The following is a 12,888-nucleotide window of genomic DNA, read 5'->3' as shown; positions in this document are numbered from 1 at the left end:
TTCAAGAGTGAGGGGGAAGGGTTTGTTATGTATAAAAATTTCCATCTAATGGCTAAGCCGACATCGTTCGAATGTAACTTAAACTGCGACTACTGCTTCTATTTGGAAAAAGAGTCGTTGTACCGTAAAGAGCAAAAATGCATTGCCATGAGTGATGAGGTGCTTGAAAACTATATCAAGTCATATATTGACTCCCAGTCTACTGATGTGGTGGAGTTTGCTTGGCAAGGCGGTGAACCGACCATGGCTGGATTGGGCTTTTTTCAGCGTGCATTGCAATTTCAAACCAAGCACGCCAACGGCAGAATCATCAAAAATACGCTGCAAACCAATGGCCTATTGATTAACGAAGATTGGGCCTACTTCTTGGCTAAAAACCAGTTTCTAGTCGGTATATCGATTGATGGTATGCAAGCGATTCATGATCGCTACCGCATTACTCGTTCTGGGAAAGGAAGTTTTGGAAAGGTTATTAACGTGATTAATTTATTTAATCAATATAAGGTTGAATATAACACCTTAACTGTCGTCAATAACGAAAACTATAAATATGGTGCCGATATTTATAATTTTCTAAAATCGCTAGGTTCTCGACATCATCAGTATATTCCAATTGTCGAAGCTGAAGATATTCAATTCCCTGATGAAGAGTCAGTAATTAGAATAAACTGTTCAAGTGTTAAACCGTTTTCCACACCACGAAATGGCTATGGTCAGTTTATGGCGGATGTGTTTGATGAGTGGATCAAAGAGGATGTAGGCAACGTTTTTATTCAGCTATTTGATGCAACGTTAATCTCATGGTTTGGCTATGAGTCGAGCATGTGTTTGTTCAATAAAGAGTGCGGCCAATCGTTGATCATTGAACGTAATGGTGATGTTTACTCCTGTGACCACTTTGTCTACCCTGAGTTTCGCTTAGGTAATATCCAACAGCAGCCTTTGTCAGAACTTGTCTTAAGTAAGCAGCAAAAGAAATTTTCTTGTGCTAAATCTGTGCTCTCGAAGCAGTGCCTGCAATGTCCGTTTTCTACTTGTTGTTATGGCGGATGTCCAAAACATCGCATCGATACCAGCGTTGACCAACTGCCACACAACTATCTATGCCAAAGCTATCAGCACTATTTTAAGCACGTGGCGAAATACATGGATTTTATGGTGAAAGAACTAAATCAAGGGCACAATGTCTTTGCAGTTATGGAGTGGGCAAAAAAACAAGTATAAGCGACTAACGAGTTAACTCTAGACGTTCTTATCGTGCTCGTAACTGCCATGTTCTGCGGCTTTGTTGCGTAATTCAGTTTAGAGACAGAGCCGCCCGTTTTGCATGCTTTTTAGTCAATACGACAAGTTTCAGGCATACCTAGCCTAGTGAGCTTATTCAACGCTTTTATCATCGCGTAAGTTTCACCCACTTGTGCATTGTAATTTCTTAAGCTCAACCGTCCTCCTAGCAACTGTTTAACTCGATACATCGCTGTTTCTGACAATGAACGTTTATCGTATACATACCGCTTTTTCCAATACTTATTCGAGCCGTATAGCTTCTGACAACCCACGGCGAGATTGCGAGGGTGACCACGCTGCCAGAAGGCTGCCCCCTCTCTCTTGGGGAATAAGCGCAATAGCTCCCTTAATCTTAATAACAGCGTGACACACTCTCGTGTCGTAAGCCCCATCACCAGATACCTCAAGGATACTGCGGCGTGTTTGTTTCAGTAAGTTCGGGAGAACTTCCCCATCCGTAACCGTCGATAAACTTAGCTCGGCTGCAAATAATTTCATGAGTGCTTGTATCGATGGCAATATGCAGCTTTCGCCAGACTCTGCGCGTGCCATCCGTCCCGTGTTTTTTGACTTTCCATTCGCCTTCGCCATAAACCTTAAGGCCAGTTGCATCCATGGCTAGGTGCTGTATCACTCCTCTCGTTTTAGTCTTAAATGAGACCTTAACTTGCTTGGCTCTACGGCTGATGCAGGTGTAATGCGGACAACTTAACGGTACATGGGCTAACCTAAATATCGAGTCGATAAATCCTTGCAGCGCTCTCAATGGCATAGAAAAAACTCGTTTCACGATTAGTGCTGCCGTGATGGCTAAATCACTGAACCGACGTGGCCTCCCGCGCTTATTCTGTTTTCTTTGCACCCACCCGCTTATCGCCTCTTCATCAATCCAAAAGGTCAAAGAGCCACGGTTAATAAGTGATTGGTTGTATTGCTTCCAGTTGGTTGTTTTGTAACGTGGTTTGGGCATGAGGCTACGAGAGATAGTGGACGTAGCAAATCAGACGTAGTTTCTGGATTTAGTTCCATTGAATTACGCAACAAAGCCGTAGCATTAAGGACTTCAGAGAACTGCTAGACGTGAATTACCATCATTAAATGCCCAAAACGAAAAGAGTCATTGCGTAACACTGCATTACATCGTGAAGTAAAGTGGGTGTTATTGTATTCTGTTAAAATTAGTTAGAACAAATGATTACTTGTCGGAACATCTCTTTATGACCACTGCTACCCAAAGGCGTGAAGAAATTCTTCACTATATCCAGACTCACCAAAAAGGTGAGGTGAACTACTTTGTCGAGCTTTACGATGTTTCAGAAGTCACTGTGCGTAATGATCTCAATTATTTAGAAAAGAAAGGCTGCGTGACTCGTTGTTATGGCGGGGCCTTGCTCAACAACCAGTTTGCCTTCGAGCGGCCACTGAACGATAAAAAGCAGCTCCATTGCGATATCAAAGCAAAACTCGGAGAATACGCAGCCTCTTTGGTGCAAAGCGGCGACAAAATCATTCTTGATTCTGGCTCCACCACGGAACAAATCGCCCATCACCTCAACCCGAAGCATAATCTTGTCGTCATGACCAACGGCATTAATATCGCTTATCATCTCGCTAACCAAGAGAACATCGAAGTAATGGTTAGCGGAGGCGTGATGCGTCATAACTCCTATTCCGTGCATGGCACAAGTGGAGAAGAATTCTTAGCCGGATTTCGTTTCAACAAATTATTCTTAGGGGTTGATGGCTTTGATAAGGTTGCCGGTATTACCACCCCGCATCAAGGCGAGGCAGACATTAACCGTAAAATGGTCGAAGCAGCCCAAACCGTTATCGCGGTCACTGACTCCTCTAAGTTTAACCGCCAAAGCTTTTGCTTAATTGCCCGTCCTGAGCAGTTAAATATCTTAATTACCGATAGTGGCATACCCCAAGACTATGTCGAGCGACTGACTGAAATGGGGGTTGACGTCCATATTGTCGACGCAAATTCCTAACCAATACCACTAACTTCGCGCCGAAAATAAGCCACTATAAGCATATTAATTTCCGCTTTCACTTGCTAAGAGCCGCCCGTTCAGGACGGCTCTTTTTTGTTTCTCCCCGTTCAAAAATTACCATAAGTTCAATTTTTGTGATCTGCGTCGATTTACCTAGCGAAACCCTGTTACTTCGCAAGGTTTTCATTTCGCTTTCACTGTTTCACTTCACAAACCCAAGGCTCAAGTGGTTCGCAACACAAAATAAGCGCCTAACAGTGAAAGAAAAACCTTTCACTTTTACTCAAACGAAAGTTTTAAAACCCCAAAACGAAAGAAAAATGTTTGTGATCTATCTTTCGTTTTCGTCCACTGTTTGCTGATTTAATCAAAATCAAAAGAAATCGAAACATTTCACTCCTTAAGTTGAAATGTAACGAAAGGGAAATTGGTAAATGACCAGTGCAGAACGAAGACAGCAAATCATGGCGCATATTCGCAGCCATGGCTCAGGCAAAGTAGATGAGTTTGCTCAGCAATACGACGTCTCTGCTGTCACCATTCGTCATGATCTCAACTTACTGGAAAAACAAGGCTGTGTATTCCGTTGTTACGGTGGCGCGACATTAAACCCGAACTTCGCTTTCGAACAACCTTTGCACCGTAAGGATCAGCTTAATCGCAGTGCCAAGCAATACATCGCCGAAGCTGCGGCAAAGCTCGTTAACGATGGCGACACCATCATTTTGGATTCAGGTACCACCATAGGTCTAATGCCACAGTATCTCAGTAACAAACAGCATTTGGTGGTGATGACAAATGCGCTCAACACCGCTTATCAGTTGAGCAATAACGACAACGTTGATTTGCATGTAGTCGGCGGAAATTTACGCCGCACATCGTGTTCATTGACCGGTCATCAAGGTGAGCAACAAGTTCGTGCTTATCTATTCGACAAACTGTTTCTGGGTGTCGACGGATTTGATCTGCAAGCCGGTATTACCACGCCTGACAATCATGAGGCGCAAATGAACCGCGCGATGTGCGATGTCGCTCGCCAAGTGATTGCAGTCACTGACTCAAGCAAGTTCGGACGCAAGAGTTTTTGCATGATCCGAGCGGCGCACCAAATCGATGTTTTGGTTACAGACAACAATATTCCACATGCCACTCACCAAGCCTTAGCTGATATGGGTGTCACCGTCATTCTTGCAGACTGAACTGTAAATTAGGATTAAAAATGAAAGTGTTACTTTCTCTTATCGACCAACATAAACAAGGCAATGCCACTGGCATTTACTCAGTTTGTTCTGCGCACCCACTCGTGCTTGAAGCTGCGATTAAGCAGGCAGCACAAGACGAACAGCTTGTTTTAATTGAGGCTACATCAAACCAAGTGAATCAATTTGGTGGCTACACAGGTATGACACCAAAAGACTTCGCCGAGCATATGTTTGCCCTGGCTGAACGTTTGAATTTCCCTGCTGAAAATATTGTTTTAGGTGGCGACCACTTAGGTCCTAACTGCTGGAAACACTTATCAGCAAGCCAAGCTATGGAATATTCAGAGCAGATGATCAATGACTATGTCTTAGCGGGTTTTAAGAAAATCCACCTAGATTGCTCAATGTCATGTGCTGACGAACAAACCCCACTAAGTGAAGCCATCATGGCTGAGCGTGCCGCCAAATTATGTCTGGTTGCAGAAAATGCATGGAAGATCGCAGGCGGTGAAGCTCCGGTTTATGTGATTGGTACCGAAGTTCCAACCCCAGGAGGTGCACTGGAATCTTTAGAAGAAGGGATGGAAGTCACTAAGCCTGAAGAAGCTATCGCGACACTTGACGTTCACCATCAAGCATTTAGCGATATGGATCTTGGTTATGTGTGGCCTCGCGTTATCGGTCTTGTTGTTCAGCCAGGTGTGGAATTTGACCATCATAGTGTGCACCACTATGACAGCTTTGCCGCGCAATCACTGAGCAAGCTCATTGAGAGCCAACCAAACCTTGTGTTTGAAGCGCACTCTACCGATTACCAAAATCCTATGGCTTACCACGAGTTAGTTCGCGACCACTTTGCCATTATAAAGGTTGGTCCTGCTCTCACATTTGCTCTGCGTGAAGCGCTTTATGGCTTAGACCGCGCGGAAAAAGAGTGGTTAGGCACACACAAAGCGTCTCACCTGCGTGAAACCATCGAACAAGTGATGCATGAGCAACCAAACTACTGGCACTCACACTATGCCAGCAAAGGGCATCAACAATTCTTAGACTGCAGCTACAGCTTAAGCGATCGCATTCGTTACTACTGGACTCATCCAGAAGTGCAAGCAGCGCAACAAGCACTGTTTGACAACTTAACGGCTAAGCCGCTGCCTATGACTCTCCTTAGCCAATATTTACCAAATCAAGCTAAGGCTATTTCTCAACACCAAATACCAAATCAACCCGCTGAGATTGTGATGCACAAGATTATGGAAGTAACGCAAGTCTATTCAGAAGCTTGTTACGCAAACGCAGTAGTATGGAAGGAGACTATCAAATGAGTTCAGTTTTAGGCTATGAACTGCCTTGGCTAGAAGAGCACAACGGCGTTCACACAGCACAAGAGATCAGCCACCAACCACGTTTATGGCGTGCTCTGTCTGACATTCTAGAACAGCAATATGATGCCGTGAGTGCTTTCCTTAACCCGCTTCTTGCGCGTTCCGACCTACGCATCATTCTGACTGGTGCTGGTACCTCGGCATTCGTTGGTGATGCAGCTGCACCGTTTATCAGCGCGGGTCTTGGTTTTCGTGTTGAATCAATTCCAACCACAGATTTGGTTTCAAACCCAACGCAATACCTTGACCCAAGTCGTCCGACACTGCTGGTCTCTTACGCTCGTTCAGGTAACAGCCCTGAGAGTGTGGCCGCGGTTGCCTTGGTTGACCAACTTGTACCTGATTGCCACCACCTGTTTTTGACTTGTAACGCAGAAGGCGCGCTGTCTCGTTACGCACAAACCGCCAACAACGCGTACTGCATGCTAATGCCAGAAGGCTCAAACGATAAGAGCTTCGCAATGACCTCCAGCTTTAGCTGCATGCTGATGTCTACCCTGACTCTGCTAGGCGGTCAAACGCCCGCTGAGTGGCACAAGCAGATCGAAGCAACCGCGGCATTGTGCGAAGGCAAATTGGTGCAATGGCAAACAGCCATTAAAGCGCTCGCAAGCCAACCTTACCAACGCCTTATCGTATTAGGTAGCGGTGGCTTTGCTGGCCTTGCACGTGAGGCATCGCTTAAATCTCTTGAATTAAGTGCCGGTCAAGTGATGACCGCATACGACTCATCTTTAGGTTTTCGTCACGGCCCTAAATTCACTATCGACGAGACCTCACTGGTTATCCAATTGCTTTCCAGTGAATCCTATACCCGCCAGTACGACTTGGATTTGTTCACTGAGATCCGTCGTGACAAACAAGCCTTGGCACACATCGCGTTCACAGAGAAGCCATTGAATGAGGAAGCCGTTTTTGAACTTGGTCAGCTTGACCTTGGCGACCAATGGCTTTGCTTCCCATACATCGTTTTCTGCCAAATGTTGGCCTTTGAAAAATCGCTCCAGCTGGGTTTTGGGCCAGACAACCCATGCCCAACAGGTGAAGTAAACCGAGTGGTGCAAGGCGTCACTATCTACCCATACAACCAACAATAATTTGAAAGGAAATCATCATGCCAAATATCGTTTTAAGTCGTATCGACGAGCGTCTTGTTCACGGCCAAGTAGGTGTGCAGTGGGTAGGTTTTGCCGATGCAAACATCATTGTTGTGGTTAACGACGAAGTCGCTGAAGACACCATCCAACAAAACTTGATGGAAATGGTTTTAGCCGACGGTATCGCCATCCGTTTCTGGACGGTGCAAAAGACCATCGAAACCATCCAAAAAGCATCCGATCGTCAACGCATTCTACTGGTATGCCGCACACCAAAAGACTTCCGTCAATTGGTCGAAGGCGGTGTGCCAATTAGCAATATCAACGTAGGCAACATGCACTACGCAGAAGGAAAAAACCAAATTGCCAAAACAGTCTCAGTCGATGCTGATGATGTGGCGGAGTTTGGTCAACTAAAAGCGCTAGGGGTGACGTGCACTATTCAAGGTGTACCAACTGAAAGTGCAACTGACATCTTTACTCTTATCTAAACATAAGGACACCAATCATGGAAATAGGACTCTTACAGGCGTTGATGCTCGGCATCCTAGCCTTCTTTGCGGGCCTAGATTTATTTAATGGTCTAACACACTTCCACCGCCCAGTGGTACTTGGTCCGCTCGTTGGTCTGATATTAGGCGACTTGCAAACCGGTATTTTAGTCGGTGGTACGCTAGAACTGATTTGGATGGGCCTAGCGCCCCTTGCGGGTGCTCAGCCACCAAACGTCATCATCGGTACTATTGTTGGTACGGCTTTCGCCATCACCACTAAAGTCGATCCTAACGTCGCGGTTGGTGTCGCTGTTCCTTTCGCTGTTGCGGTACAAATGGGTATCACCCTACTGTTCTCTGCAATGTCAGCGGTTATGTCTAAGTGTGATGAGTTCGCTCAAAACGCCGATACCCATGGTATCGAGCGCGTGAACTACATGGCGCTTGCGGTTCTGGGTTCTTTCTACTTCTTTTGTGCGTTCTTACCGGTTTTCCTAGGCGCAGAACACGCAGGAAAAATCGTCGAAGTACTGCCTAAAGACCTTATTGACGGTCTAGGTGTTGCGGGCGGCATCATGCCAGCGATCGGTTTCGCCGTACTGATGAAGATCATGATGAAAAACGCTTACATCCCTTACTTCATCCTAGGTTTCGTCGCAGCAGCATGGCTACAACTCCCAATCCTAGCGATTGCAGCCGCAGCCACGGCAATGGCAATCATCGACTTTATGCGCAAAACAGAACCAACCCCTGCAACAGCACCAGCTGAGGACTTTGAAGATGGAATCTAATGTAAGCAACGAACTCGACCTTCGTCAACAAAACGCTGATGTACAACCCGCTCTAGGTGTTAGCGCAGACGAATATGAAAACAAAGAAATTGGCGCAGATCTGACCAAAGCGGACATCAACCGCATGGCATGGAGATCCTTGCTACTGCAAGCCTCTTTTAACTATGAACGTATGCAGGCTTCTGGTTGGCTGTACGGCTTATTACCAGCACTGAAGAAGATCCACACCAACAAGGCTGACCTAGCCAAATCCATGCAAGGTCACATGGGCTTCTTCAACACGCACCCGTTCCTAGTGACATTCGTTATGGGTGTGGTACTGGCCATGGAACGCTCTAAGCAGAACATCAACAGTATTCAAAGTACCAAGATCGCCGTTGGTGCGCCGATGGGTGGTATTGGTGACGCGATGTTCTGGCTAACTCTACTGCCTATCTGTGGCGGTATCGGTGCTGACTTAGCGCTGCAAGGCTCAATCATGGGTGCTGTGTTCTTTTTCGTACTGTTTAACGTGGTGCACTTCGGTCTACGTTTCGGTCTAGCACACTACGCCTACCGTATGGGTGTCGCGGCAATTCCAGTCATCAAAGCCAATACCAAGAAGGTGGGACACGCGGCTTCTATGGTCGGTATGACGGTCATCGGTGCGCTAGTCGCGACTTACGTTCGTCTATCCACCACCGCTGAAATCACCGCAGGTGACGCAGTTGTGAAACTGCAAGCTGACGTTATCGACAAGCTGATGCCAGCGTTCCTACCACTGGTTTACACCTTAGCTATGTACGCACTGGTGAAACGTGGTTGGAGCCCACTAAAACTCATCGCTATCACAGTAACACTGGGCGTTGTTGGTCGCTTTATGGGCTTCCTATAACCCCGTCTCTCTGCAAATTATAAGAACGAAAAATGGGGCTGATGCGTCAGCCCCAATAAGGATACAAAAATGATTGCTGTTATTTTATCTGGTCACGGTGGCTTTGCTTCAGGTATTGCTCAAGCGGTTTTTCAGGTCATTGGTGAACAACCTCAGTTTAAATTTATCGATTTCCCAGAAGAGGCGACCACACCACAGCTTGAAGCACAAATGCGTGAAGCAATCACAGAAATCGACTCAGGTGAAGGCATTGTCTTTTTAACTGACTTACTCGGTGGCACGCCTTTCCGTACCGCCTCTTTACTTAGCCAAGAGCGCAACGATATCGAAGTGGTCACTGGCACTAACTTACAAATGGCCGCAGAAATGTTGCTTGAGCGCGACGAGCTCAACCTTATCGATTTCCGTGACCAAGCCGTTGCGTGTGGCCATCGTGGTATTACCTCACTAGCAGCCGAAATGGCCGCTAAAGCGCAACCTCAACAAGCGGTAGAAGAAGATGGTATCTAATCCGCTTTCCTCTACTCAACAAAGCTATCGCGCTCAACGTGTGCTGCACGGTGCGACTTGGCTAAGCGATGCGTTCGTTACCATCGATCATGATGGCTTTATCAGCGCAATCGAGCCATTTAACGCCCAGTTGCACAACGATTGCATCGATCTTGGTGACGTAAGCTTACTGCCGGGCATGATTGATAGCCATGTCCACGGTGCACAAGGTTTCGATGTGATGGATGCCAGTCACGCTAGCTTAAACACGATGTCGCAATACTTTGCCAGCCTTGGCGTAACAGGCTTTGTTGCGACAACGGTGACGGCTCCGGTCGCCAAGATTCGTTCCGCGCTCAAGCAGGTCGCCAAGAGCAAAGAACAAGGTGTTGAGGGGGCAGAAATCCTAGGTGCCTATTTAGAAGGCCCTTACTTTACGGAAAAAAACAAAGGCGCTCACCCTACCACTTGGTTTCGTGATCTTTCAGTTGAAGAGCTAGATAACTGGATCTCTTACGCTGACAACCAGCTAATCACAGTCGCTCTAGCACCAGAAAAAGCAGGGGCGATCGATGCGATTCGCTACTTACGTCAGCAAGGCATCAAAGTCATGCTGGGTCATACCGATGCCAGCTATGACCAAGTTCAGCAAGCATTAGACGCGGGCGCCAATGGCATTGTGCACTGTTACAACGGTATGCGTGGGCTTCATCATCGAGACCCAGGTGTGGTGGGCGCAGGCCTGCTACATGCCAACAGCTATGTCGAAATGATTGCCGACGGCCATCACGTTCACCCAGCGGCAATTGATGTGGCTCACCGTTGCTGCGGCAGTCGCCTGACACTCATCACTGACGCTATGAGTGCGACAGGAATGCCAAATGGCGAATACATCCTCGGTGAATACACAGTACAGATGAAAGATGGCGTAGTGACTACCGACACAGGCGGTTTGGCAGGCAGCACTCTAACCATGCCCCGTGCCATCCAAAACATTCAACAGTGGCTCAACTTACCACTAGAGCAGGCCTGGCTGATGGCGTCACTGACCCCAGCACAATCCTTAGGCTTGCAAGACCAATTAGGCAGCTTAGAAGTTGGCAAACGCGCTTCTATGGTTGCGATTAAATCAGATTTCTCAATTGTTAAAACTTGGGTGAATGGACGCCTTGTGTTTACGGCGCAACAACCAAGTCAGGAGGCTTTATGTATCTAATTTCTTCTCGTGAAATGCTAAAACGTGCTCAAAAAGGCGGTTACGCAGTTCCTGCATTCAATATTCACAACCTAGAAACCGTTCAAGTTATTGTTGAAACAGCGTCTGAAATGGGCTCTCCAGTCATCTTAGCCGGGACACCTGGTACTTACGATTACGCGGGGACAGATTACCTGATCAATATCTGTAAATCAGCGGCACAAAAACACAAATTCCCTTTGGTTCTGCATCTTGATCACCATGAAGAGCAGCAAGATATTTATAACAAAGTACACCAAGGTATTCGTTCCGTCATGATTGATGGCTCACACCATGCCTTCGACCAAAACATTGAAATTGTCCGTTCAGTGGTCAATCACTGCAACCGATTTGATGCCAGCGTAGAAGCAGAACTGGGGCGTCTTGGTGGTCAGGAAGATGACCTGATCGTCGATAGCGCCGATGCACTCATGACCGATCCCGCCTCTGCGGCAGAGTTTGTACGCCGTACAGGTATTGACTCATTAGCCGTGGCAATCGGCACAGCACATGGGCTATACAAAGCAGAGCCGAAGCTCGACTTTGAACGTTTAGAAAAAATCCGTTCAGTGGTTGATATCCCATTGGTACTGCATGGCGCGTCTGGTGTGCCAGATGAGATGGTGCGTCGCTGTATCGACCTAGGTATTTGCAAAGTCAACGTGGCAACCGAGCTGAAAATCGCTTTTGCCGACGCAGTTAAACACTACTTTAGTGATCATCCAGATGCGAACGACCCGCGTAAATACATCATTCCAGGTAAAGCGGCAATGAAAGAAGTGGTGATGAGTAAGATCCGCGTTTGTGGCAGTGAAGGCCGTATCTAGGTCACTTCAATAAGCGGTTTTAAAATCCTCAAGCTATCTCTCCTGAAAGCTATAGGTTAACACCCTCCCCCCTATAGTCGGTGTTATTTGAGGGAGCCTCTAGTCAAGGCTCCCTTTTTCTATCACTGTTAACTGCAAGTTACTTTTATCCCGAAGCAACTTACCATCGCAATCTAAAAACTCTATTTTATAGCATAACTATTTTCACACTCACATGATCTGTATTTGGGAAAATCCTCCCTGTTTACGTCCATAAAAATGTTGTCCGAAAATGATAATGGGGCAATAATAAGATAAGCTACTCTCAAGAAGTGGCTTTAAGCTCACTACCAACTTAAAAAATCCAACTCTGCTCTAATATCACTTATCTCCTTGTCCGTGAGTTCTGGCAAGAGATCAAACTCTTCTTTTCTCACTTTTGGCTCAACATTAGGTTTACTGGCTTTCAGTGCCTTTACGGTACGTCTTTGCTTTCTCGGCATTGCTTATTTAGGCTCGACTAACATCCCCGTGATCAACTTCCCCATAGACTCTGCCGCCTCTGTTACATGACATTCACTGACATGCATATAGCTAAGTGTTGAAGAGATGTTGTTACTGACGATCGTCACGTACGGTTGTGGCGAGATTTTTTCTATTTCTATCAGCGAATGAAAGAAATTACCGATCAATAAGATAAAAGCTAAGCAGAGCGCACCGATAAGATTCACAACCCGTTTTCGATATTTAGTCGGTAGATGTGATTGCGTGCTATTCAACAACTAGCTGCCGCACTTGCCACACTGACAAGCTGTAGTACAAATCGTTTCTTAGATCTGGGTAATCATTGAAAGGGAACACGACAAACAGCGGGCCTTTGTCATCAATCGTCATCTTAACACCGGCTTCATGAGTGGCGAGCAGCACACCATATTTTTCGATATCGCTGATAGAAATAGTGACAACATAGCCATCCCACGCAATGACTTTAAGCTGTGTCCCTTGCGCCCCAACGAACTCAAGCAAACTCGACAACGTAGGACCACGGTACTCAACCACTTGTTCAGCATGACATCATCAAACACGACGCCATCATCCGTGTTCTTTTGGCTAACATTGCCGCTTACCCACAAAATGGGCTCGCCTTTGGGCACTGAGGCTGCGTTGACAACACTCCCCCCTAATAACGCCAGCACTAAAAATAACGCTCTAATCATCGAAACTCCCTTTAC

General features: G+C 46.5%; 13 protein-coding genes and 1 pseudogene. 11 read left to right on the top strand and 3 right to left on the bottom strand.

Annotated elements, in window-relative coordinates:
• Nucleotides 1-27 precede the first annotated feature (27 nt).
• Nucleotides 28-1,224, top strand: a complete 1,197-nt coding sequence (locus ACU01J_RS05555) for an anaerobic sulfatase maturase (protein WP_481084761.1) — start codon at nt 28-30, stop codon at nt 1,222-1,224.
• Between the two features lie 110 nt (nt 1,225-1,334).
• Here ACU01J_RS05555 and ACU01J_RS05550 read toward each other — a convergent pair.
• Nucleotides 1,335-2,257: pseudogene (locus ACU01J_RS05550) on the bottom strand (IS5 family transposase).
• 247 nt (nt 2,258-2,504) lie between these two features.
• On the opposite strand from ACU01J_RS05550, the gene agaR (ACU01J_RS05545) reads away from it, so the two are divergent.
• The 10 genes from agaR (ACU01J_RS05545) (at nt 2,505) to ACU01J_RS05500 (ending at nt 11,677) form a co-directional block, all read left to right on the top strand.
• On the top strand, nt 2,505-3,281 hold the full coding sequence (gene agaR, locus ACU01J_RS05545) for a transcriptional repressor AgaR (RefSeq protein ID WP_481084760.1): 777 nt from the start codon (nt 2,505-2,507) through the stop codon (nt 3,279-3,281).
• Between the two features lie 437 nt (nt 3,282-3,718).
• A complete protein-coding gene (gene agaR / locus ACU01J_RS05540; protein WP_481084759.1) occupies nt 3,719-4,483 on the top strand; it encodes a transcriptional repressor AgaR in 765 nt (254 codons plus the stop codon).
• Between the two features lie 20 nt (nt 4,484-4,503).
• Nucleotides 4,504-5,811 carry a D-tagatose-bisphosphate aldolase, class II, non-catalytic subunit gene (locus tag ACU01J_RS05535; protein WP_481084758.1) on the top strand — a complete coding sequence of 436 codons (1,308 nt, stop codon included), beginning with the start codon at nt 4,504-4,506 and terminating at the stop codon, nt 5,809-5,811.
• On the top strand, nt 5,808-6,968 hold the full coding sequence (locus ACU01J_RS05530) for an SIS domain-containing protein (protein WP_481084757.1): 1,161 nt from the start codon (nt 5,808-5,810) through the stop codon (nt 6,966-6,968). The genes ACU01J_RS05535 and ACU01J_RS05530 overlap by 4 nt, the downstream gene beginning before the upstream one ends.
• Before the next feature lie 17 nt (nt 6,969-6,985).
• Nucleotides 6,986-7,459, top strand: a complete 474-nt coding sequence (agaV, locus tag ACU01J_RS05525; RefSeq protein ID WP_481084756.1) for a PTS N-acetylgalactosamine transporter subunit IIB — start codon at nt 6,986-6,988, stop codon at nt 7,457-7,459.
• Between the two features lie 17 nt (nt 7,460-7,476).
• Nucleotides 7,477-8,253 (top strand): PTS N-acetylgalactosamine transporter subunit IIC, encoded by a 777-nt coding sequence (gene agaW / locus ACU01J_RS05520; RefSeq protein WP_481084755.1) that lies wholly within the window; start codon nt 7,477-7,479, stop codon nt 8,251-8,253.
• On the top strand, nt 8,243-9,127 hold the full coding sequence (gene agaE / locus ACU01J_RS05515) for a PTS N-acetylgalactosamine transporter subunit IID (protein ID WP_481084754.1): 885 nt from the start codon (nt 8,243-8,245) through the stop codon (nt 9,125-9,127). The genes agaW and agaE overlap by 11 nt, the downstream gene beginning before the upstream one ends.
• A gap of 69 nt (nt 9,128-9,196) precedes the next feature.
• Nucleotides 9,197-9,637: a PTS galactosamine/N-acetylgalactosamine transporter subunit IIA gene (gene agaF, locus ACU01J_RS05510; protein WP_481084753.1), complete on the top strand. Its 441-nt coding sequence runs from the start codon at nt 9,197-9,199 to the stop codon at nt 9,635-9,637.
• Nucleotides 9,627-10,832, top strand: coding sequence for an N-acetylglucosamine-6-phosphate deacetylase (nagA, locus tag ACU01J_RS05505; RefSeq protein WP_481084752.1), 1,206 nt, complete (start codon nt 9,627-9,629; stop codon nt 10,830-10,832). The genes agaF and nagA overlap by 11 nt, the downstream gene beginning before the upstream one ends.
• Nucleotides 10,823-11,677 (top strand): tagatose bisphosphate family class II aldolase, encoded by an 855-nt coding sequence (locus ACU01J_RS05500; RefSeq protein ID WP_481084751.1) that lies wholly within the window; start codon nt 10,823-10,825, stop codon nt 11,675-11,677. The genes nagA and ACU01J_RS05500 overlap by 10 nt, the downstream gene beginning before the upstream one ends.
• Before the next feature lie 485 nt (nt 11,678-12,162).
• Here the strand turns inward: ACU01J_RS05500 and ACU01J_RS05495 are convergent, their stop codons facing one another.
• Nucleotides 12,163-12,387: a hypothetical protein gene (locus ACU01J_RS05495; RefSeq protein WP_481084750.1), complete on the bottom strand. Its 225-nt coding sequence runs from the start codon at nt 12,385-12,387 to the stop codon at nt 12,163-12,165.
• A gap of 40 nt (nt 12,388-12,427) precedes the next feature.
• On the bottom strand, nt 12,428-12,715 hold the full coding sequence (locus tag ACU01J_RS05490) for a putative pterin-binding protein (RefSeq protein WP_481084749.1): 288 nt from the start codon (nt 12,713-12,715) through the stop codon (nt 12,428-12,430).
• Between the last annotated feature and the right edge of the window lie 173 nt (nt 12,716-12,888).

It is taken from the genome of Vibrio sp. 2433-A1, assembly GCF_056726085.1.
The sequence above is the reverse complement of the archived record's forward strand: the minus strand, read 5'-3'. Positions and strand labels throughout refer to the sequence as shown.